22 protein-coding genes and 1 pseudogene are annotated in these 21,363 nt (G+C 68.6%); 15 read left to right on the top strand and 8 right to left on the bottom strand.

Annotated features, from left to right (window positions below; translation table 11 throughout):
* Positions 1-9 precede the first annotated feature (9 nt).
* From ACWDTD_RS11080 to ACWDTD_RS11055, 6 genes are all read left to right on the top strand, one after another.
* On the top strand, positions 10-420 hold the full coding sequence (locus ACWDTD_RS11080) for a hypothetical protein (RefSeq protein WP_449747150.1): 411 nt from the start codon (positions 10-12) through the stop codon (positions 418-420).
* Positions 420-857, top strand: a complete 438-nt coding sequence (locus ACWDTD_RS11075) for an SRPBCC family protein (RefSeq protein ID WP_449747149.1) — start codon at positions 420-422, stop codon at positions 855-857. Before ACWDTD_RS11080 ends, ACWDTD_RS11075 begins: the two co-directional genes overlap by 1 nt.
* Before the next feature lie 53 nt (positions 858-910).
* The gene (locus ACWDTD_RS11070; RefSeq protein WP_449747148.1) at positions 911-2,053 is read left to right on the top strand and encodes an ArsA family ATPase; all 1,143 of its coding nucleotides are present in this window, start codon (positions 911-913) and stop codon (positions 2,051-2,053) included.
* A 23-nt stretch (positions 2,054-2,076) separates the two neighbouring features.
* Complete coding sequence (locus ACWDTD_RS11065) at positions 2,077-2,565, top strand: hypothetical protein (RefSeq protein WP_449747147.1); 489 nt, start codon at positions 2,077-2,079, stop codon at positions 2,563-2,565.
* Positions 2,565-3,536 (top strand): ROK family protein, encoded by a 972-nt coding sequence (locus ACWDTD_RS11060; RefSeq protein WP_449747146.1) that lies wholly within the window; start codon positions 2,565-2,567, stop codon positions 3,534-3,536. The genes ACWDTD_RS11065 and ACWDTD_RS11060 overlap by 1 nt, the downstream gene beginning before the upstream one ends.
* A 146-nt stretch (positions 3,537-3,682) precedes the next feature.
* Positions 3,683-4,435, top strand: coding sequence for a lysophospholipid acyltransferase family protein (locus ACWDTD_RS11055; RefSeq protein ID WP_449747145.1), 753 nt, complete (start codon positions 3,683-3,685; stop codon positions 4,433-4,435).
* 37 nt (positions 4,436-4,472) lie between these two features.
* Here ACWDTD_RS11055 and ACWDTD_RS11050 read toward each other — a convergent pair whose 3' ends face one another.
* Positions 4,473-5,816: a glycosyltransferase 87 family protein gene (locus ACWDTD_RS11050; RefSeq protein ID WP_449747144.1), complete on the bottom strand. Its 1,344-nt coding sequence runs from the start codon at positions 5,814-5,816 to the stop codon at positions 4,473-4,475.
* A 41-nt stretch (positions 5,817-5,857) separates the two neighbouring features.
* Between ACWDTD_RS11050 and ACWDTD_RS11045 the strand changes: the two genes are divergently transcribed.
* Complete coding sequence (locus ACWDTD_RS11045) at positions 5,858-6,361, top strand: polyadenylate-specific 3'-exoribonuclease AS (RefSeq protein WP_449747143.1); 504 nt, start codon at positions 5,858-5,860, stop codon at positions 6,359-6,361.
* Between the two features lie 100 nt (positions 6,362-6,461).
* Complete coding sequence (locus ACWDTD_RS11040) at positions 6,462-7,901, top strand: class II 3-deoxy-7-phosphoheptulonate synthase (protein ID WP_449747246.1); 1,440 nt, start codon at positions 6,462-6,464, stop codon at positions 7,899-7,901.
* An 80-nt stretch (positions 7,902-7,981) separates the two neighbouring features.
* Here ACWDTD_RS11040 and ACWDTD_RS11035 read toward each other — a convergent pair whose 3' ends face one another.
* Positions 7,982-9,169, bottom strand: coding sequence for a protein kinase domain-containing protein (locus ACWDTD_RS11035; protein WP_449747142.1), 1,188 nt, complete (start codon positions 9,167-9,169; stop codon positions 7,982-7,984).
* A gap of 142 nt (positions 9,170-9,311) precedes the next feature.
* Here ACWDTD_RS11035 and ACWDTD_RS11030 point away from each other — a divergent pair, with 142 nt between their 5' ends.
* The gene (locus ACWDTD_RS11030) at positions 9,312-9,677 is read left to right on the top strand and encodes an Rv2175c family DNA-binding protein (protein ID WP_449747141.1); all 366 of its coding nucleotides are present in this window, start codon (positions 9,312-9,314) and stop codon (positions 9,675-9,677) included.
* A gap of 23 nt (positions 9,678-9,700) precedes the next feature.
* On the opposite strand, the gene ACWDTD_RS11025 is transcribed toward ACWDTD_RS11030, so the two are convergent.
* The 3 genes from ACWDTD_RS11025 to ACWDTD_RS11015 are packed head-to-tail and all read right to left on the bottom strand — an operon-like array spanning position 9,701 to position 12,631.
* On the bottom strand, positions 9,701-9,925 hold the full coding sequence (locus ACWDTD_RS11025) for a hypothetical protein (RefSeq protein WP_449747140.1): 225 nt from the start codon (positions 9,923-9,925) through the stop codon (positions 9,701-9,703).
* Between the two features lie 25 nt (positions 9,926-9,950).
* Positions 9,951-11,411 carry an alpha-(1->6)-mannopyranosyltransferase A gene (locus ACWDTD_RS11020; RefSeq protein WP_449747139.1) on the bottom strand — a complete coding sequence of 487 codons (1,461 nt, stop codon included), beginning with the start codon at positions 11,409-11,411 and terminating at the stop codon, positions 9,951-9,953.
* Positions 11,412-11,431: 20 nt separating this feature from the next.
* Positions 11,432-12,631: a polyprenyl synthetase family protein gene (locus ACWDTD_RS11015; RefSeq protein ID WP_449747138.1), complete on the bottom strand. Its 1,200-nt coding sequence runs from the start codon at positions 12,629-12,631 to the stop codon at positions 11,432-11,434.
* Between the two features lie 29 nt (positions 12,632-12,660).
* On the opposite strand from ACWDTD_RS11015, the gene ACWDTD_RS11010 reads away from it, so the two are divergent.
* On the top strand, positions 12,661-13,617 hold the full coding sequence (locus tag ACWDTD_RS11010) for a methylenetetrahydrofolate reductase (protein ID WP_449747137.1): 957 nt from the start codon (positions 12,661-12,663) through the stop codon (positions 13,615-13,617).
* Positions 13,618-13,637: 20 nt separating this feature from the next.
* Here the strand turns inward: ACWDTD_RS11010 and ACWDTD_RS11005 are convergent, their stop codons facing one another.
* From ACWDTD_RS11005 to ACWDTD_RS10995, 3 genes and pseudogenes are all read right to left on the bottom strand, one after another.
* The gene (locus tag ACWDTD_RS11005) at positions 13,638-14,609 is read right to left on the bottom strand and encodes an LppM family (lipo)protein (protein ID WP_449747136.1); all 972 of its coding nucleotides are present in this window, start codon (positions 14,607-14,609) and stop codon (positions 13,638-13,640) included.
* A gap of 60 nt (positions 14,610-14,669) precedes the next feature.
* A pseudogene (locus ACWDTD_RS11000) lies at positions 14,670-16,300 on the bottom strand (phytoene desaturase family protein).
* 8 nt (positions 16,301-16,308) lie between these two features.
* Complete coding sequence (locus ACWDTD_RS10995) at positions 16,309-16,998, bottom strand: GNAT family N-acetyltransferase (RefSeq protein ID WP_449747135.1); 690 nt, start codon at positions 16,996-16,998, stop codon at positions 16,309-16,311.
* Between the two features lie 343 nt (positions 16,999-17,341).
* On the opposite strand from ACWDTD_RS10995, the gene ACWDTD_RS10990 reads away from it, so the two are divergent.
* From ACWDTD_RS10990 to ACWDTD_RS10970, 5 genes are all read left to right on the top strand, one after another.
* Positions 17,342-17,851: an SAV_6107 family HEPN domain-containing protein gene (locus ACWDTD_RS10990; RefSeq protein ID WP_449747134.1), complete on the top strand. Its 510-nt coding sequence runs from the start codon at positions 17,342-17,344 to the stop codon at positions 17,849-17,851.
* A gap of 177 nt (positions 17,852-18,028) precedes the next feature.
* Positions 18,029-18,424 carry a DUF3040 domain-containing protein gene (locus ACWDTD_RS10985; protein ID WP_449747133.1) on the top strand — a complete coding sequence of 132 codons (396 nt, stop codon included), beginning with the start codon at positions 18,029-18,031 and terminating at the stop codon, positions 18,422-18,424.
* A 427-nt stretch (positions 18,425-18,851) separates the two neighbouring features.
* Positions 18,852-19,286: a division/cell wall cluster transcriptional repressor MraZ gene (mraZ, locus tag ACWDTD_RS10980; RefSeq protein WP_449747132.1), complete on the top strand. Its 435-nt coding sequence runs from the start codon at positions 18,852-18,854 to the stop codon at positions 19,284-19,286.
* A 247-nt stretch (positions 19,287-19,533) separates the two neighbouring features.
* Entirely contained in the window at positions 19,534-20,472 is a 939-nt protein-coding gene (gene rsmH, locus ACWDTD_RS10975; protein WP_449747245.1) for a 16S rRNA (cytosine(1402)-N(4))-methyltransferase RsmH, read from the top strand.
* The gene (locus ACWDTD_RS10970) at positions 20,469-21,347 is read left to right on the top strand and encodes a hypothetical protein (RefSeq protein ID WP_449747131.1); all 879 of its coding nucleotides are present in this window, start codon (positions 20,469-20,471) and stop codon (positions 21,345-21,347) included. Before rsmH ends, ACWDTD_RS10970 begins: the two co-directional genes overlap by 4 nt.
* Positions 21,348-21,363 lie beyond the last annotated feature (16 nt).

Genomic DNA, 21,363 nt, shown 5'->3' with positions numbered 1-21,363 from the left:
GGCGAGTATGTGAAGCTAAGTGTTGTGACGAGCATCCAGGTGGCCGACGAGACGTTCGTTGCCGCCGCCCCAGAACTCGCGGCCACCGCGCTCGACGACCGTGGCCGGTGGCGACACTGGTGGCCCGACCTGCGACTCACGGTCACCGCCGACCGTGGTGCGCAGGGAGTGCGGTGGACCGTGGCCGGACCCGTCGCGGGCACGATGGAGATCTGGTGCGAACCCGTCATGGACGGTTTCGTGCTGCACTACTTCCTCCACGGCGAACCGGCGGGCGCGGTTGCCGGTGGGGATCTCGTCGCGCTGAATCACCGGTACCGGGTGCTGGGTAAGCGCATGTCCTTCGAGATCAAGGATCGACTCGAATCCGGTCGCAGTGTCGGTGATCCGGCGGTCACCGCCGCAGGTGTGGACGGCTGATGGCCGACTACACCGAACGGTCCATCGTGATCGGTGCCGACGCTGACGAGATCATGTCGGTGATCGCCGATTTCGAGAACTACCCGGCGTGGGTGACGGCTGCGCGCGAGGTCGAGGTGACCGAGAAGGATTCAACCGGGCGCGCCCGCGAGGTGCGGTTCGTGCTCGATGCCGGGGTTCTGCAGGACACCTATGTGCTCCGCTATGACTGGGGCGCGATCGGCGACGAGGTTTCCTGGGAGCTGGTCTCCAGCGATCTGCAGAAGGACCAGCGCGGACGGTACCTGCTCAGCCAGCAGGTCCCCGGATCGACGAAGGTCACCTATCAATTGATGGTGGATCTGATGGTGCCCATGATCGGCCAGCTCAAACGACGTGCCGAGAAGGCGATCACCGACGCCGCGCTCAACGACCTCAAGAAGAGGGTCGAAGGCTGATCGATCTCACCCCCATCCACGTCGTTCTCGGGCCGGGCGGCGCCGGTGTGTCGATGATCGCGGCCGCGGGCGCGGTGCTTCGACCACGGGGCCGGTCGCGTGATGTCGGCGTGGGGGACGAGCGGCGGCACACCCTGCTCATCACCGTCGACCGCTGGACTCCGGTGCCGGAGATCCTCGGGGTGTTTCGCGCGCCCGGTGAGGCGATCGCGGTCTCGAACCATCTGCACCTGTTGTGCCTGGATCGGCTGGACTTGACCACCCGGTCCTGGTCGGCGTTCACCGCATTGCTCGTCGACGCGTCGAGCCGCTCGAAGATGTCACCACCCGCACTGGACACGGTGGCCGGGATCGACGCGGCCGAGGTCGTCGCCCTGCCCGGAATCGACGACTTCCTACTCATGCGACGCATCCGCGACGAGGCGGTGAGCGGACGCTGGCATCGTATCGTCGTCGACCTGTCGGGGGTCGGTGACCCATACGCGGTCCTCGACGCGGGATCGGTGCTGCGCCAGGCGCTGAATCGGCTGTGGCCGCGACACCGGCGGCTCTCCGCGGCGGCCGAACGTCCGGCCATGGCGCAGTTGACGGCGGCTCTCGACGCGATCGACCGGGACTGTGCCGATGTGACCGAATTGCTCACCGACGCCACCGCGGTCGCGGTCCACCTGGTGGTCGGTGCCGACGATCGCGGCGCGCGTCTGCTGCCCGAGCACCTCGCGACCATCGATCTGCTCGGTCTGCCACTGACCGCGGTGCACGTCAACGAGGGCGTGTCAGCCGTGCCCCGCGAGATCGGAGCGGAGGCGGTGGTGGCCGACCCCGCGGTGACGGTGCGGCGCATCACCCGGTCGGTCGAACCGCTGGACAGGGCCGCCCGATTGCGGAAACTCGCAGTGGCGCTGGGGGATCCGAACGGATGTGCGCGGGGGACCGCGGCGGCGGAGGTCACCGCCCGGCCCGCCGACCATGCCGACCCGGTGTACGAACTCGCCTGGTCGCAACGCCTGCCTCGTCCCGACGAACTGATGCTGGGACGCTCCGGTGACGACCTGTTGGTGACCGTGAGCGGCGTACGGCACTGCCTGGGATTGCCGTCAGTGCTGCGTCGCTGCGTCGTGGTGGATGCGTCGTGGGACGGTGGCCGCCTCCATGTGTTGTTCCGGCCGGACCCGGCGGTCTGGCCTCGTCGGTGACCGACCGGGTACCGTGTGCGGGCATGACCGACGATCGCAACGAGCGCGGCCGCGGCACCGATCCGACGGGCGAGGACGGCGCGGCGCCGGGCGGCGATCCCGTGCGTGAGTTCATCCTCGGTATCGCGGCCCAGATCGATCAGCTCGCCTCGCTCATCGGCGGTGGCGTTCGCGGCTTCGAGACGGGCCGGGCACCCGGCGGGTCCACCGGTGCGGGTGCAGGCGGCGGTGCGGGTGCCGGCGGCGCGAGTGCCGCGACACTCCTCGACGCCGCAGGTGAGATCTCATCGTTGCTCGGTGAGATCGGCGACCTGCTCGCGCGGCTGATCGCCGCACTGATCGCCGTCCTCGAAGCGGTGGCCAAGGCGCTGCGAGCCACTCCGGCCCCTTCGTCCCCACCCCCGCGGAATTATCAACCGATCGCGGTGCGACTCGGACCCGGCACCTCATCGACCCCGCAGTCACCCACCGTGCCCGGTCCGCGTGTGCGTGCACCTGAAGGTGAAAAGTAATGGGGGACTTGACTATCGGTATCGACGTCGGCGGCACCAGCGTGCGGGCGTCGGTGGTCGACGATCGGGGCGCCATGCTCGACACGCTGCGTGCGGCCACGCCGCCCACCGCGGCGGCGCTCGAACACTGTCTCGAGCGGCTCATCGGCGAACTCACCTCACGGTGGGCGGCGCGGGCGGTGGGACTGGCGGTGGCGGGCTTTCTCACCCCGGACCGTCAGGTCGTCCGGTTCGCCCCGCACCTTCCGTGGCGGGAGGCCAGGGTGGGCGAGGAGATGACCGCACGCGTCGGGATCCCGGTGATCACCGAGCACGACGCGAACGCCGCCGCCGTTGCCGAACACCGCTTCGGCGCGGCAGCCCGCGGGCACAACTCCCTCGTACTGGCCATCGGCACCGGGATCGGTGCCGGGCTGCTCATCGACGGCGCACTCTATCGCGGCAGCTTCGGGGTGGCCCCCGAACTGGGCCACCTGACGGTGGTGCCCGACGGTAGGCCGTGTTCGTGCGGCAAGCGCGGGTGCTGGGAAAGGTATTGCAGCGGAACGGCACTCGTCGACACCGTGGTGGAACTCCTCGCCGATGCCGACTGGGGCAGAAGCCAGCTGGCCGCCGACGTGGCCGGCGATCCAGGGTCCCTGACCGGTCGACGCGTGGCCGGGGCCGCAGCCGACGGTGATCCGGTTGCCATCGCCGCTTTCGCCGCGTTCGCCGCCTCACTCGGACAGGGCCTGGCGATGATCGCCGACATCTTCGATCCTGATCTGATCGTGCTCGCCGGCGGCGTGGGTGCCGCGTCGGGGCTGTTCCTCGACGAGGCCCGCGAACATTACGCACGCTCGGTCACCGGTGCCGGCCACCGGCAGCTCGCGAGGATTCGCGGCACCCAGCTCGGAGAGAACGCGGGCGTGATCGGGGCCGCCGAGGTGGCCCGCGTGTCACTGGCCGAGCGCGGCGCCGCGCTCGCGTAGCGGGGTGCGCTCGGGCCGCGAGTGTGAGGACCGGCGCGGGTGATGGCATGACGGATGCACAGGCGGGTGAGTAAAGTTCACTCCCAAAGACGTGTCGCGCATTTCCGTGCGGCGGCGGTGTGAGTGGCGTAACGGAGTGAATGTCGATGTGGTACTACACCTTCAAGTACGTGTTGCTGGGTCCCCTGCTGCGTCTGCTGGGCCGTCCCACGGTCGAAGGCCTGGAGAACATCCCTGATCGGGGCCCGGCCATTCTCGCCAGCAACCACCTTGCCGTGATGGACAGCTTCTTCCTGCCGCTGATGGTGCCGCGGCGCATCTACTTCCTGGCCAAGAGCGAGTACTTCAACGGCACCGGGATGCGCGGCGGATTCCAACGTTGGTTCTATACGGCCGTCGGCCAGATCCCCATCGACCGTTCCGGGGCGGAGGCCGCCGCGGGTGCGCTCACCGCCGCCCGACGACAGCTGGAGAAGGGCGACCTGATGGGCATGTACCCGGAGGGCACCCGCTCGCCCGACGGCAGGCTCTACAAGGGCAAGACCGGCCTGGCGCGTGTTGCGCTGGACACGGGCGTCCCCGTGATTCCGGTGGCGATGATCGGGACGAATACGTTCAACCCGCCGGGCACCGTGTTCCCCCGTCCGACCAAGGTGACCGTGCGCATCGGCAAGCCGCTGAACTTCGCACGCTACGAGGGTATGCAGGGCAACCGGTTCATCGAGCGCGCCATCACCGACGAGATCATGTACGAGCTCATGCAATTGTCCGGTCAGCAGTACGTCGACATCTACGCCGCGAGCCTGAAGGAATCCAAGTCCCGGGAGCCGGGGGACGCGGAGTCGGGGGCCGGGGAGTCCGGAAAGCCGGATGCGCCCGAGTCCGCCTCCGCCGCGTGAGGTCGACCAGCCGCCGTCGGATGACGGGACCGGTCGTTCAGGCCGAGTGACTCCCGGCGAGTTCTCTATCGGCATTCGCTGCCCGGGATGTGCGCTCACCGTGCAACGGCAGCCGCCAGAGAACGACGAGAACCGCCACGCCCCAGATCGAATAGGCGTTGCCGAGCACATGGTCGAGAAGGGACCAGTGGCGGACCGCCGGTGACAGGAATTGGAATGGTCCGATCGCGAAGATGAGCACACCGGTCACCACGAGGGTCGAATAGGCGATCTGGGCGGCGCGTGCCGTCGAGCGCATCGCGACCACAGCGCACGCCAGGATGAGCGGGATGGACCACACCCAGTGGTGCGCCCACGACGTGGGGGACACCAGCAGACCCCACACGGCCACCGCGCAGGTCGCCAGGACGGCGTTCACCCGGTCACGCGGCCCGGCACCGGGCGCGAACGAGGTGGCGGGTCGGCAGGCGAACACCGCGGCGGCCGCGAGCGCCGTGGCCGCCAGTGAACTGAGTACCCAGGCGAGCTGTTCGGCGCCGACGGAGTCGGGGAGGATGCGGATCCACATCGCATTCAGATTCTGATTGATGCGACCGGCGGGGTCCCCGATGCGGGTGGTGTGGAAGAGCGTGTGCGTCCAGTAGCCGAGAGAATCGCCGGGCAGCCAGATCCAGGCGAGCGCCCCGGCAAGCAGGAACGTGGCCCCCGCGGTGAGGGCGGCGCGCCACCGGCGTGCGGACGCGAACACCGCGATGAACACCAGCGGGGTGAGCTTGATCGACGCCGCGAGCCCGACGAGCACCCCCTGGGCGGGCGCCAGGTGGCGCAACCGGCCGCGCCCCACCAGGAACACGTCGACGATGATCATCGCCAACAGGATGATGTTGATCTGCCCGAAACCCAGGGTCATCCAGACCGGGTTGAACCACAGTGCGCCGGTGGTGACCGCCAGCGCCATCCACCACCGGTTGGCCGCGATCCCGACCCCGAGCAGGGTGAGAGTGATGTGCACGACGACCACGAGCAGCGCGATGCTCAGGATCGAGATCAGGACGCCCGCCACGGCCAGCGTCATCGCACCCAGCGGGACAAAGGTGAGCGCGGCGAACGGGGGATAGGTGAACGGCAGCCAGATCCCGTCGGCGGTGAACGGCATCGATCCGTCGGCGTAGAGGCTCTGACCCTGCTGCCAGATCTGCGCACCGAGCCGGTAGACGTCCAGATCGATCCGGGTGCGGGTACCGAAACTGGAGGTGAACGGCACCCCGACGATCTGCAGCGCCGCCGATGCCACGAACGCGACCGCGATCAGCGCGCCGACCCGCCGCGACGGCGACCATCGACGCAGTCGCTCATCTGCGGCGCTGAGGAATGTGCGCATGGGTCGCTTTCACTTCTGCTGGGTGACGAATACTTACCAGTATGCGTTTCTTCTACGACTCGGAGTTTATCGAGGACGGCCGGACGATCGAGCTCATATCGATCGGTGTCGTCGCCGAGGACGGTCGAGAATACTACGCGGTGTCGAGCGAATTCGATCCCTCGCGGGCCGGCGACTGGGTGCGTGCCAACGTGCTGCCCAAGCTGCCGTCGCCGTCGTCGCCGCTGTGGCGGTCACGACGCCGCATCCGCGAGGACCTGCTGGAGTTCTTCACCGCCGAGGGCAATGACGTCGAACTGTGGGCGTGGGTGGGTGCCTACGATCACGTGGTGCTCTGCCAATTGTGGGGGCCGATGACGGCGTTGCCACGGGCCATTCCCCGCTTCACGCGGGAACTCAAACAGCATTGGGAGGCAGCCGGCCGGCCCGCACTGCCACCCGCGCCCGCCGACGCCCACGACGCGCTCAGCGATGCCCGGCACAACGCGCGTCGCTGGCGGGCCATCGAGGCGTCCGGACGCCCGGAGGGTACGGACTCGCCCTGACGTGGCGCGATCTCGCCGAATACTGCGGGCCACTCCCGCCGGTTCCGTGCGAGGGTGCGGTGCCAAGGGTGCGAACACCCTCACCTACCCTGGTCTGGTGGTGACGAACTGGACCGTGGACGTTCCGATCGACGAGCTGCCCACCCTGCCCCCGCTGCCCGGTGACCTCGAGCAACGATTCGTCGATGCGATGAGCCGTCCGGCCTTGCAGCAACCGAGCTGGCCGGCCGAGGAAGCCCGCAAGATGCGCACGGTGCTCGAGAGTGTGCCGCCCATCTGCATGCCCGCCGAGGTCGAGGCGCTGTCGACGCAACTCGCCGACGTCGCCGAGGGCCGGGCGTTCCTGCTGCAGGGCGGTGATTGTGCGGAGACATTCGCCGACAACACCGAACCGCACATCAAGGGCAACATCCGAACCCTGCTGCAGATGGCGGTGGTGCTCACCTACGGCGCGAGCATGCCGGTGGTCAAGGTGGCCCGGATCGCCGGACAGTACGCCAAGCCGCGCTCGGCCGACATCGATGCACTGGGACTGCCGTCCTACCGCGGCGACATGGTGAACGGTTTTCCCGCCGAAGAGGCGGTGCGCGCGCACGATCCCTCGCGATTGGTGCGCGCGTATGCGAACGCCGCCGCCGCGATGAACCTGGTGCGCGCACTGACCAGCTCGGAGGCCGATTTACGCCGCGTCCACGACTGGAACCGCGAGTTCGTGCGCATTTCACCCGCCGGTGCCCGCTACGAGGCGCTCGCGGCGGAGATCGACCGCGGACTGCGATTCATGGACGCGTGCGGCGTCACCGACTCGAGCCTGGCCTCGGCGGCGATCTTCGCCTCACACGAAGCCCTCGTACTCGACTACGAGCGCGCGATGCTGCGTCTGGCCGCCGATCCCCGCACCAACGCGAATCCACCGGTCGGTCCGCGGTCGTCCGCGGGCCCCGATGAGGACCGGAAGGTGCTCTACGACCTGTCGGCGCACTTCCTTTGGATCGGTGAACGCACCCGGCAGCTCGACGGCGCCCACATCGCGTTCGCCGAACTCGTGCGCAACCCCATCGGCGTCAAGATCGGACCCACCACCACCCCGGAGCAGGCCGTCGAGTATGTGCAGCGCCTCGACCCCCACAACGAACCGGGCCGGTTGACACTCATCGCCCGCATGGGTCAGCAGAAGGTGCGCGAGGTACTGCCCGGCATCGTCTCGGCCGTGGAGGCCACCGGCCACAAGGTGATCTGGCAATCCGACCCCATGCACGGCAACACCCACTCGTCGCCGTCGGGTTTCAAGACGCGAGACTTCGACCGCATCGTCGACGAGGTACAGGGATTCTTCGAGGTCCATCGCGCGCTGGGCACCCATCCCGGCGGCATCCACATCGAGCTCACCGGCGAGAACGTCACCGAATGTCTCGGCGGGGCACAGGACATCTCCGACCTCGACCTCGCCGGCCGCTACGAGACCGCCTGCGATCCCCGGCTGAACACCCAGCAGTCACTGGAACTGGCGTTCCTGGTGGCCGAGATGCTGCGTGGTTGATCCCGCCTTCGGCGGGGGCGGTTGATCCCGCCTCCGGCCGGGGTGGTTGATTCCGCCTTCGGCGGGGGCGATTGATCCCGTCAGCCGAGCGCCCACCTGATCAGAAGAGCGCCGGCCCACCAACCCGCGCCACCGGCACCGGCTGCCACCAGCAGTACGATCACCAGCCACACCAGCACCTGCACGCGGCCGCCGGTCACCTCGGACGCCGATGACTCGTCCACGATGTGCGCCGACGGTTGTGCCCGCACAACGGATTCCGGGCGCGGCGGAACATCGGACGCGGTGCGCGGGGGTCCTGCGGGCGTCGACACCACCCGCGTTCCGTGCGGTTGCGCCGGAACCGCGGCATGCGCTGCCCGTACCCGCGCCATCGTGTCCCGTTCGGCGGAGCGCCGGGGCGCGGGCACCGTGAACGGCGGCAGATCGAGCAGATCGGCCACCTCGAGCAGGGCGTCGCGCATCTCGAAACCGTCGGCGTAGCGATCTGCGGGTCGGCGTTCGGTGGCCCGCAGGATCACCTCGTCGAACTCCGCGGGCACCCCGTCGATCACATCTCCCGGCGCGGGGACGTCGTAGGTGAGGCGCTGATAGGCCAGGCCCAGCGGTGAGTCGCCGTGGAAAGGCGTTCGCCCGGTGAGCATCTCGAACATCATCACGCCCATCGAATACACGTCGCTGCGGGCGTCGGCATGCGTGGACTCGACTTGCTCGGGGGAGAGATACGCGGCGGTACCGAGGATGACGCTGGCCGAGGTGACACCCGCTTCGGCCACCGCCCGCACGAGCCCGAAGTCGGCGACCTTGACCTCCCCGGAGTCCGAGATGAGCACGTTCTCCGGCTTGACGTCGCGGTGCACGAGGCCCGCCGCGTGGGCGGTTCCCAGTCCACCGAGCACCGGGTCGGCGACGGCGACCACCGCGTGCGGTGGCATCGGTCCCCGTTCGCGCAGCAGCTCGCGCAGACTGCCGCCCTCGACGAGTTCCATCACCAGGAATGCGGTGCCGTGGTCGATGCCCTGGTCGTAGACCGCAACCAGGCCCGCATGCTTGAGCCCGGCGACCGCCCTGGCCTCGAATTCGAAGCGCTGCAAGAACTGTGGGTCGCCGGAGTACCGGGCGTCCATCACCTTCACCGCCACGTCCCGACCCAGCCGCAGGTCGAGTGCCAGGTAGACCGCCGACATCCCGCCGCGGGCGATGGGCGCGTCGATGCGGTACCGATCCTCGAGGATCGACCCGAGCAGAACATCGACGGGGCTGTTCACGAGAGACGAATCTACCCGCGAGGCGGTAGAGAACGTTGTCACCGGCTGCGTGCCGTCGTGGCGGCACCCCCTTCGTGTTCCCCGCAACCGTGCTGGGGAATTGTGGCTGCCCCGCCGCGGGCGAACCGGTAATCTCGGGCGGGTGAGTTCACTTCCGCTCTCGCCGGACACCCTCGCCGCCGCTGTCGAGACATTCACCGTCGATGAGGTCGCCGACCGGTTGGGGGTGTCGACGAATCGCGTTCGCAACCTCATCCGGGATCATCATCTGCTCGCCGTGTCCCGCGGCGGACAACCCGCCATCCCGTGCGTCTTCTTCGACGACGCGGGCATCGCGAAACACTTCACCGGACTCGTCGAGGTACTCCTCGACGGCGGCTACACCCGCGACGAGGTGATGGCGTGGTTGTTCACCCAGCAGGACGATCTCGCGCTGACCCCGGCCGACGCGCTGCACACGCATGCGGCGCGTGAGGTGATCCGCCGCGCGCAGGCGCAGGCGTTCTGACCGCTGCTCAGGCTGACCCCTGCTCAGGCGGTCTTGGTGCGGAAGATGTGCACGTACCCGCACGTGTTGCAGGTGGCCGACCGCGACGTCGCCTCCCAGATATGCGAGTCGGGGTACGCATCACGCCGGCGCTCCAGGGTCATCTCCCGCACCCAGAACTTCGTACCCTCGCCGCACGCGAGGCAGGTGAACGGCCGGCTGCGGACGGTGACACTGATCGGTTCGGCCTGTCCCGGTGAAGCACCCACCGCATGAGTGTATCGGCCCGCGCGGTCAGCCCCAGGCCCGTCGGGCCAGTACACCCACCCTCAGCGGGTCTGGTCTGAGTGATGCCCAGGCGGCCACCCCGGCCAGCGTGAGCGCGAGCAGCGTCTCGGGAAGCTTGTAGAACAGGATCGAATCGTCGGGCTGGAACACGATCAACATGAACACCGACACCGCGACCACCACCGCCCGCGCCCGCGCGGGCAGCGTGAACGCCACCACGACGCACAACAGCCACGTGTAATACCAGGGCAGCGTGGATGGTTCGAGCACCAGAACCGCCAGCATCGCCCAGCACAGGCCGGCCATCGCGGCACGCTCGGTGGGCCGGGAACGCCACCACAAACACACCAGGATCACGGCGAGCACCACCTGACCCACCATTCGGGTGACCGACAGCACCGGCTGCAGATTCAGCGCGACGAACGGAGCCGCCACCAAGGTCACCAGATGGCCGATCAGCGTGGGCAGCGTGAACCAGTTGATGATGCGATCCGCCCAGCCCAGTCCGGTCAGCCAGCCCAACCCGAGTCCGGTGACGGCCGTACACGCGGCGAACACGGCCAACGGGATGACGGCCACCGCGGCGAACACGCCGGCCACGTCGCGGGCACCGACCCCGCGTCGTGCCCTCAGATGCGCCAGCCAGATCCACACCATGAACGGCACCGCGATCCCGGCGGTGATCTTGATCGACACCGCGAGGCCGAGCACCACCAGTCCGGCTGCGTGACGTCCGGTGGCCACCAGGGTCACCCCGGCGACCAGCACACCCATCATCAGCAACTCGACGTGCGGACCGCCCACCAGGTGGATGAGCACCATCGGGTTGAACAGCACCAGCCACAACCCGGCCTGAGGGGAGGCGCCGAAGTGGGTGGCCAGGCGGGGAATCGCCCACAGCGACAGGAACAATCCGGGCAGCAACACCAACCGCATGGCCAGCACGCCGAGGATCACATGGTCGCCGGTGAGCGCGCTGACCGCCCGGGTGATCGTGACGAACAGCGGTCCGTACGGAGCAGTGGTGGTGGCCCACACCTGGGCCATCGAATCCACCAGCGGTCCCGGACGATGCGCCGGGCCGTCGGTGTAGGGATTGAAGCCGGTGACGAACAGTGCGCCCTGGCCGAGGTAGGCGTACACGTCACGGCTGAACAAGGGCACAGTCACGGCCAGGGGTGCCGACCAGGCGAGCACCCATCGACGCAAGGAGCGCACCGGGACCGTACATCCCGACGCGTTCAACGCACGGCCCAGCCGAATCCACGCGATCACCATGGCCGCCACGCCCGCCCAGAAGGCCATGCCGCACAACGTCTTACCGTGCCCATAGGTGAGCCAGCTCAGTCCCAGGTTGGTGAGGACGGGATGGTTGCGGGGAATGTCGGCGACCCCGAACCCGCCCAGGCACACCAGGATCGAGCCCACCACACCGAGCCGGAGGTCGAACCGGACCTTGCTACTCATCCGGGGCTACTCATCGGCGCTCAGGCATCGCGGTGGGCGATCCGATGGGCCATCGCGATCAGTTCCGTGCGGATGTCATCGCCGATCTCGGTGCCGCGCAGCGTGTTCACCGCCGAATCCAGCAGCGCGTCGATTTCGCGTTCCACCTCGTGCACGGCGCCCACGTCGACGAGGATGCCGCGTGCGGTCGAGAGTTCCTCGGGTGAGAGTTCCGTGCCGATCACCGATCGCAGATCGTCGGCCAACCCGGGATCGGTGTCCTGTGCGCGGGTGAGGCCGACGGCGAGCAGTGCCGTGCGCTTACCCGCCACCAGATCGTCGCCGGACGGCTTGCCGGTACGCTCCGGATCGCCGAAGACGCCGAGCAGATCGTCGCGCAGCTGAAAGGCCAACCCCAGATCTCGCCCCACCGACCGCAGATCGTCGATCAGCGTCTCCGGTGCGCCCGCGAGAGTGGCGCCCAATTCGAGCGGACGGGCAACGGTGTAGGCGGCGGTCTTGAACTCCATCACCCGATAGGCCGCCGCGACCGACTCGTCACCGCTGACCTCGTTGACGATGTCGAGGAATTGTCCGGCGAGCACCTCGGTGCGCATCGCCGCCCACGTCAGCCCCACCCGGGCCGGCAGCGCCCGCGGCGTCGACCCGGTGCCCACCGGGCGGCCGGCGGGAACCGCGGTGAACGGCGTGTGCCCATGCACGAGGTCGTCGGCCCACGCCAGCGCCAGGTCGCCCGCCAGGATCGCCGCGGCCACACCGTGTTCGGCGGCGTCGCCGTGCCACTGGGCGTCGGCGTGGCGGCGTTCGAAGACGCGATGCACGGTGGGGCGGCCCCGTCGGGTGTCGGAATGATCGATGATGTCGTCGTGCACCAGAGCGCAGGCCTGCACGAGTTCGAGTGCGGCGCAGACCCGTAACGCGTCGGCGTCGGTGACCGCTCCCTCATCGGGCTCTGTCTCGCCGGTCCCCGTCGCGCCGGCGGCGCCTCGGGCGGCGGCCACTGCGGAGCGTCCGCACAACCACCCGGCGTAGGCGAAGGTGGGCCGCACCCTCTTGCCGCCGCTGAGTACGAAGTCGGCGACCACCCGGGTCGCGTCACCGACCACCGGCGCTATCGCGTCCGCGGTGGCGATCGCGGGATCCAGGAATCCCCTGAGTACCTCCTCGACCGCGGTGGGTACCTCCGACAGCGACGTGGGTGCGGGAACGGTCGAGGTCACTCGTTCAGGCTAGCCCGTACACTGGGCCGGTGAACGCAACCTCCCCGGCGCCGTCGGTCGTCGAGCGGCTCGCCGCGCCCCATGCCGGCCCGGTGCCGTTCTCGGTCGAGTTCTTTCCGCCACGAGATGCCGAGGGCGAGGCCCGGCTGTGGCGTGCGGTGCGGATCTTCGAGCGACTCGACCCGGCGTTCGTGTCGTTGACCTACGGTGCCGGAGGATCGACCCGCGACCGCACGGTGCGTATCACCGGCCAGATCGCCGCCGAGACCACGCTGCTGCCGGTTGCTCATCTGACCGCGGTCAACCACAGCATCGCCGAATTGCGGTCGCTGGTGGGCGCTTACGCCGATCAGGGCATCTCCAACATTCTCGCGTTGCGCGGCGACCCACCCGGCGACCCGTTGGGCGAGTGGGTCAAGCACCCCGACGGCGTTGCGTATGCCGAGGAACTGGTGCGCCTGATCGAGGTCCTGGGCGACTTTCACGTGGGGGTGGCGTCGTTCCCCGAAGGCCATCATCGCGCGCCGGACCTCGACCACGACACCCGTGCGCTGGTCAACAAGCTGCGGGCCGGTGCCGAGTACTCCATCACCCAGATGTTCTTCGACGTCGATTTCTATCTACGCCTGCGTGACCGGGTGGTGGCCGCAGATCCCGAGCAGGGTGCCAAACCGATCATCCCCGGGATCATGCCGATCACCTCGCTGGCGAGCGTGCGCAGGATGGTCGAGCTGTCGGGGTCGGTGATCCCACCGCAGGTGGAGGCGCGGCTGTCGGCCGCAGCCGGCGACGGACCCGAGGAGGATCGGGCGGCGGTGCGTGCCACCGGGATCGATCTGGCCACCGAGATGTCGCAGCGACTGATCGCCGAGGGGGTACCGGGCCTGCACTTCTGCAGCCTCAATTTCGCCAAGGCGACCTGCGAGGTGCTCGGGCGCCTCGGCGTCGACACGTCCGATGCATTGCCGCTGACCGTCCGCGGCTGAGCGTCGGCCCGAGGGGAGGGTCAGGCCCCTTCTGCGCCGCTGCGGGTTGCGGTCTCCGTCGGCGGTCGTCCTTCGGCATCGCCGTTCGATTTCGGCGCCGCGGGAGGGTTGGTGCGTGACCGGCCACTGCCGTCGGACCGCGGTCGTCCCGGCCGCGGAGTGCGGTCACGCTGGTTGTAGGCGAGGTAGATCACGGCGCCCACCACGATCACACAGACGATCACCAGGAGCCACGTCCATCCCGGGAACGCCGCGGTCGCCGGGTCGGCGTAGGTTGCGTCGGCGGTGAAGTCGGCGGCCTTGCCCGCCGCGGGTGTCCATGTGACGGAGGTGTCCGAATCCTGCTGGCCGTTGGTGGCCGTGATCGGCCCGGCAAACGCCAGCGTGAGCTTCACGTAGTCGCGCCCGGGAATCAGCGAACTCAGGTCGGCGGTGCCGCGGAAGCGCACCACGTCGCCGCTGCGCTTCGCGTTGAGCTGCATCGTCATCGCAGAATCGCCGAACGAGTTGGCGATGATGTCGCCGAGCTGATTGAGCTGTCCGGAGGTGAGATCGGAGAACGTCGCCCTCGTGCCCACGAGGGTGGCGCCCTGTCCGGTGGTTCCCGGTTGTGGCGCCGGGGCCGACTGCGCGGTGTTCCCGCTGGTGTCACCACTGCCGTTTGCGTTCTTGTCACCGTCGTCGGGCCCCTGCCGGTAGTCGGTGAGGGACACGTTGCCCGACATGGACTCGGGAACGTCGAGTTTGGGTGCGCCGCGCGGATTGTCGGGTGAGGTGGCCACGATGACCGTGCCCGCGAACCGATCGCCGACAGTGGTCGACCGGGTGAGGCACCCCGACAACAGCGGCGTCGCCATCAGCAGCGCGACGATCGAGATCACCGTCGAGGCGCGCAGCGTACGGGCAGACCGTGCGGATGGACCTCCCGACAGGTGGCCGGGGGTACCGAGCGGGGTCAGTGATCGCGGAATCGGCGGCTGCACACCGATCATGGTGCCAGACCCGCACCGCGGCCTCGGGCATCCCGGTCCCGCGCGTGTACCGGCCGCCGGTCAGCCTCCGGTGACGGCGCGCCGAAATGCGCGTCGGCCGAGCGCCAGTCCGGCCGCGATCCGTCCGCTGGCCCCGGTGACGCCGCCGCCGGGATGCGTCGATGCCCCGGCCAGCAGGATGCCGTCGGCGCCGGGCACCGAGTGTCCCGACAGATCCGGGTGGGGGCGATACATGAACATCTGGTCGATGCTCATCTCGACGTGCATGATGTTTCCGCCGATCAGGCCGAGTTCGGACTCGAGATCTGCCGGAGTCTGGATATGGCGGTGCTCGACGGAGTCGCTGAAGCCGGGTGCGTGGCGATCCATCTCGTCGAGAATGGCCGCGGTCGCCGGGTCGGCCGCGCCGACCACGATCCCCGAGCGAGATGACGCGGGTGCCACTGGGCCCAGATGGTCACCAGATGCTTGCCAGCGGGTGCCAGCGTGGGGTCGATGGCGGAGAAGCTCATCGTCACGCAGGCCGGCCGCGGCGGCAGTTCGCCGACGGCGGCCGCGGCCTCTGCCCGCCGCAGGAGCGCGCGGTCGGTGACCATCAGTCCGAGGCCCGAGTGCACACCATGGGCGGGCAACCCGGCGGGCAGGTCGCGGTAGGTGGGGAGGCCACGGGTGGCCAGGCGCACCGCCATCCCGATCCCGTTCCCGATGACGATCTGGCGGCGCCAGCGGTCGACGAGGCCGGGAGCGACCACCGAACCGGCGGCGAGCAGGTCGAGAGTGGTCATGACATGACAGGCGGCCACCACCCGGTGTGCGCAGTGCGACCCGCCGTCGCCGGTGGTGACCCGCCAGTGGTCGTCGCATCGGGTGATCGACTCCGCGCCCGCACCCGTGATGAGCTCCCCGCCCTCGGCGGTGAGACGCCGTATCAGCGCCTCGGTGAGGGCGCCGCTTCCGCCGACTGCCCGGCCGGGCGGGACGTCGTGCATCAGCGCGGCAAAGCCGACCATCGGCGCGGTTCCCGGCGCGGTCATCGGCGGTCCCGACTGGGCACCGAACCACGCCAGGGCAGCCTTGAGGTGCTCGGAATCAAACCATCGGTCCAGCAGCGCGTCACCCGATGACATCAGCTCCTGGGTGAGCGAGAGCATCCGGCCGCCACGTGCGCCGACCGCGGCCCCGGGGCGGGCGGTGGTTGCGGTGTGCCCGAGTCCGGCGAAGGCCATACCGAATCGGCCCAGGGTGGCCGGCTCGTAGAACGAGCGCATCACCGCCCGGGCGCGCGGTGCCCAGACACCTACGAAGCGCCGGTACGCATCGGCGTCGGCTGCGCCGCAGGCGGCGGCGATCGACGCACAGGTCTCGTCGAGGTCGGTGCGGAACACCAGCGCGGGTGCCTTCGCGGTGGCGGGACAGAACGCCCACGGATCGCAGTCGATGTAGCGCAGGCCGTAGGCGCCCAGGTCCAGTTCGTCGAGGATCGGGGAGTGCCGGATCATCAGGTGCGCCGACGATCCGCGGTCGACGCGATAGCCGGGAAACCGTTCCACCGTCGACACGGCGCCGCCGGGGACGACGTCACGTTCCACCACGCGGACCGTGCGCCCCGCCGCGGCAAGATATGCCGCGGCGATCAGGCCGTTGTGGCCGGCGCCCACCACAACCGCGTCCAGCGGGGATCGATGGCTCATCGCGGACCTCAGCGTGCCATCGGGGGTGGATGGGGAGCCCAGGTGCGTTCGGGCACCGGTTGTCGCGCCGTCAGCGGCAGCCGGCGCCCGAGAAAGGCGAAGGGCCGGGGATCGCCGGAAAACGTGAAGTTGCGCAGGACGTCACCGAATCCCATCCGCCGGTACAGCGACCACGCACGGTTGCGTTCGGCGGGTATTTCCGGTGTGGAGAGCAGGACGTGGTTTTCCGGGCGGTCGGCGAGGAGCGCGGTCAGCAGTTCGTGCCCGATTCCGCGTCCCTGCGCGTCGGGATGAACATGCAGTTCGGTCAACTCGAAGTAGCCGGTGGCGATATCGTCGATCGCCGCACGGCTCCGGCCGGCCTGACGAAGCCCGGTCCGGAGCTGCTGGTTCCACCACTGGTCGTCGGAGCCACGGTAGCCGTAGGCGATGCCGACCATGACCTCGTCTCCGGTCGGGGAGACGGGCGGGCCCACTCGACGGCGCAACGCATCGGGAGTGAGCAGCCGGTCGGCCGGAGGTTCGGCCAGCGCGGCAAGGGCGCTCCACCCGGGTCGGGCGATGTGCTCGCGCCACAGCGACGCACGGTGGTGCTCGGTGCCACGCGGATAATCCATGGCAGTCACATAGATGTGCAGCGCGGGCTCCAACCAGACCGGGGTGTCCTGCCCGGTCAGGCGCACGAGGCGAATGGCCAACTCGCTCGTCGTCCTTCCTCGCCGGTCTGCGTTCGGTGCCGGCGCCCGGTGACCCGGTGTCGGCGCTCGGGAATGCGGCGGCTGCTCGGTGCGCTCTTCCTCTTGAAGAGTACGGCCGCACTAGCTATATTGAATATGTCGAACGGGTGTTCGAGGAATGCGCCTCCGCAAGCTGTTCATCGCCGCCCGCGACAACGATGAGTGGTCCGGTGGCGGGCGAGGGAAGCGCCTGCCGCCGGCCCACCACCCGACACATCGGCACCACAGATCAATCCGCGGACGTGGACCGGCGCGACGTTCTGAGATGGGACGCGACGTTCTGGGATGGGAGAGGAGGGGCGGCATGCGGCAGACGGCTAGATCGGGCAGGAACGGATCGGGCGAGAGCGGGCCCGCGCGCCATGCTGCACGGCCCGAGATCGACCCCATCGTGGTGCGTCGCTCGCGTGATCTGCTCGAACGGGCCCAAATGGTCTTCGACAACGCCGATGCAGTGCCCGACGATCCTGAACGATTCCGGCAGTTCTACCTTGCAGCGTTGCGCGCGGCCGGTGCGGCGCTGGCCATCTATGAACCCCCGGGCCGGCCGGTGCGGCGTGTCTCGGCAAACGCCTGGTCGCGCATTTCTGCCACCGTTCCGGCCCTCTCGGACTTCGCGGCCCGGTTCGCCGACCTCTCCCGCACCCGCATGGAGATCGAGTCGGGTATTCGCCGATCGATCGACCCGGCCGCGGCGGCGCGGCTGCGGCGGGAGGTCGTCGCCTTTCTCGCTGCCGTCGAGGATCAGTTGATCGCCTATGAGCAGGGCCGACTCGCCCATCAGGCCGTCGATCGAATCGGACGCTCCGCCTGATGGGGACTTTTCGATCAGGTTTTCACGCGAGATGGATGACAAGCAGACGTAATGGTGGTCGTGCTTGCGTTCTGCTCGTATCATTGAGGTCTGAGGCCGCGAACACATGTCACGGGACGGGCGTCCGCGGCGCCACTTCTCGATGATGTGTCGTCGGTAACAGGTAAGGGAGGGTCGGTGCCACTCTCGGAGCACGAGCAGCGCATGCTCGAACAGATCGAAAGCGCGCTGTACGCGGAAGACCCCAAGTTCGCGTCGAGCGTCAAGCGTCGGCGGCTGGGCAGGTCGTCGGGGCGTCGTCGCTTACAGGCGGCCGCGATCTTCGTCGTCGGACTGGTTCTGCTGATCGTGGGCCCGCTGGTGGGTTTGACCGTCGGCAGCTTGCCGATCATCAGCCTCGTCGGGTTCCTCATCATGTTCGGTGCCGGCCTGTTCGCCCTGTGGGGAGGTGGCAAGGAGCGTCCCGAGGCCGGTCCGACCGCAGGCAAGGGTGGTGGCCGTTCGTCGTCACCCAAGCGCAAGTTCACCGAGCGAATGGAAGAGCGCTTCAACCGCCGCTTCGACCAGCAATGATTGATTACACCTGATCCGGTCTGACAGGCCGGTGACCACCACGAAAGCCGCACATCACCAGATGTGCGGCTTTCGCCTTTTCTGACGTTTCCGATCGTCGATCGCGCACCTTTCCCCACGCCGTCCCACCGTGTCGCCCACTCGTCCCTCTGGGCTCCCCACTTTGCCCCACGGTGTCAGCGGGAGCACCCTCAATAGCCACTCTCATTGCTTTTCTTCACACCTGTATCCATGTTTGTGCGATGGCGCGGTGATCCGTGCGCCTGTTTCCCCCACCATGTTTTTGCTCTTCTAGCTGCATCGATTCGCTCGACACGCCCGCTCCGGGGGTGTTTGGGGTGGAAAGTGGTGGAAAGTGGGGTACAGTGGCAGCACTGGGTGAGACGAACCGGATCGCCTGACCCAGGGGCGGGAGGTATCGGCGGCCATGAGCTTTGTCGGCACCTACACGCCCAAGTTGGACGACAAGGGGCGGCTCACGCTGCCCGCGAAGTTCCGCGACGCACTGGCAGGAGGTGTGATGGTCACGAAGGGACAGGACCACAGCCTGTCGGTGTTTCGCACCGAGGAGTTCACCGCGATCGCCGAACGGATCGTCGAGGCATCGCGGAACGATCCCGAGGCCCGTGCGTTCCAGCGGTACTTCTTCGCGAGCTCCGACGAACAGCGGCCGGACGGGCAGGGACGAATCACCCTGTCCGCCGACCACCGCAAGTACGCCGGACTGTCCAAGGAATGCGTCGTGGTGGGCAGTTTCGACCACCTCGAGATCTGGGACGCGCAGGCATGGCGCGATTACCAGAACGAACACGAGGAGAACTTCTCGGCAGCAAACTCCGCCGCACTCAACGCGGTCCTGTAGCCGAGACGAGCGAGCAGTGAACAGGGCTCCGGTTGGATCGAGGCCCCGACCCGGATCGACCCTGGCGTACTTCCCCAACGCCAGGTGCGTGACCGGGCCGGGACCCCGCTCCAACCGGGACCGTCGAAACAATTGCGGATGGCCGCTTCCCTCGCGCGCGTGCCGTCGGCATCATCGGGAGGCCACGGCGGTGAACGCGCAGTACGACGACGAGCACCGCTCGGGCGAGTACGGCCACATCCCGGTGATGGCCCGATCCGTGATCGACCTGCTCGCACCCGCACTCACCCGGGACGGCGTCGACGAACCGGTGGTGGTGGACGCGACCCTCGGCGCCGGCGGCCACTCCGAACTGATTCTCACGGAGTTCCCCGCGGTCCGCGTCATCGGCATCGACCGCGACGCGTCGGCGTTGCGCATTGCGTCGGACCGGTTGTCCCGCTTCGGAAGTCGGGTCTCCTTCCACCAGGCTCGTTTTGATCAGGTCGCAGAGGTGCTCGCCGAGGCGGGTGTCGACGGAATCGACGGCGCACTGTTCGACCTCGGGGTCTCCTCGATGCAGTTGGATCGGCCCGACCGCGGCTTCGCCTATGCCGTGGACGCGCCCCTGGACATGCGGATGAACCCCGACGACGAGGTGACCGCGGCCGACATCCTCAACACCTATTCGCACGGCGATCTCGCGCGCATCCTCGCCGATTACGGTGATGAGCGTTTCGCCGGCCGGATCGCCTCGGCGGTGCTGCGTGAACGGGAGTCCGAGCCATTCACCACCAGCGGACGGCTCGTCGAACTGCTCTACGCCACCATTCCCGCGGCGACGCGTCGCACCGGCGGGCACCCCGCCAAACGCACCTTCCAGGCGCTGCGCATCGAGGTGAACCATGAACTCGACGCTCTCGCACTGGCCTTGCCCGCCGCGCTCGACGCGCTGCACGTGGGCGGCCGCGCGGTGGTGATGAGCTATCAATCGCTCGAAGACCGGATTGTCAAGCGAGAGTTCGCATCCCGCACCACGTCGACGTCGCCGAGGGGGCTGCCCGTCGAACTGCCCGGCACCGCGCCACGGTTCACGTTGGTCACCCGCGGCGCGCAACGCGCCGACGAGGACGAACTCGCCGCCAACCCGCGGTCGGCGCCGGTACGGGTGCGCGCCATCGAACGTGTCGAGAAGGGACAATCATGACGTTGCTCGACGACCGCCGAACCGCCGCCGACACGGCGCCCGAACAGACACCTCGCACCCGCAGGTCGGGACTCGACAGCGACCGCCCAAACCGCTCGCGGTCTGCTCAGCGCGCCATCGACCGGCGACGCAGCCGCCTCGCCGCGAACCCCGGGGCCGGAGAGGCGCCGCGCGTGGCCGTCGGCCAATCGCGGCGCAGCATCGTTCAGCGCATTCGCGCGGTGCCCTTTGTGGTTCCGGTGCTCGCGTTGCTGGTCCTCGGACTCGGCCTGAGCCTGTGGCTCTCGACCAAGGCTGCGCAGGATTCCTACCGCCTCGGAGTGGAACGAAAAGAGAACCAGGCACTCATGGATCGCCGCGATTCGCTCAAACGCAGCTACGAGTCCGGTGATTCGGCACCCGAATTGTCCGACAAGGCAAGCCGTCTGGGCATGATCCCGGCACAGAACCCGGCCCGCATGGTGGTGGGCGCCGACGGGCGTCCGCGGGTGCAGGGCACACCCGAGCCCGCCGCGGGTAAACCGATGGGAACCATCAACCCCGAGGACAAGCCCGACCCGACCACCAAGATCGACAAAACCAAGATCGACGACTCACTCGGCCTCGGCGGCAGCTCGAACGCGCCCCAGAACAGCGGCCAACAAGACGGCGGCCAACAAGACGGCGGCCAACAAGACAACGGCCAGCAGGGCAGCGGCCAGCAGGGCAACGGCCAGCAGGGCAACGGCGATGCTCCGGCACCCACCGGCCCCACCGCACCCGCGCCGGGACCGGCCGCCGCACCCAACCCGAACGTCGCACCGCCGGCTGCGACGTCGGGACAAGCGCCGACGAATGGCAACCCGCCGGGGACAAATTCGGGGGCAGCCCGCTAGGGCGGTGGACAATTGA

The sequence above is a fragment of the Gordonia sp. NPDC003425 genome (assembly GCF_053588635.1).
The sequence above is the reverse complement of the archived record's forward strand: the minus strand, read 5'-3'. Positions and strand labels throughout refer to the sequence as shown.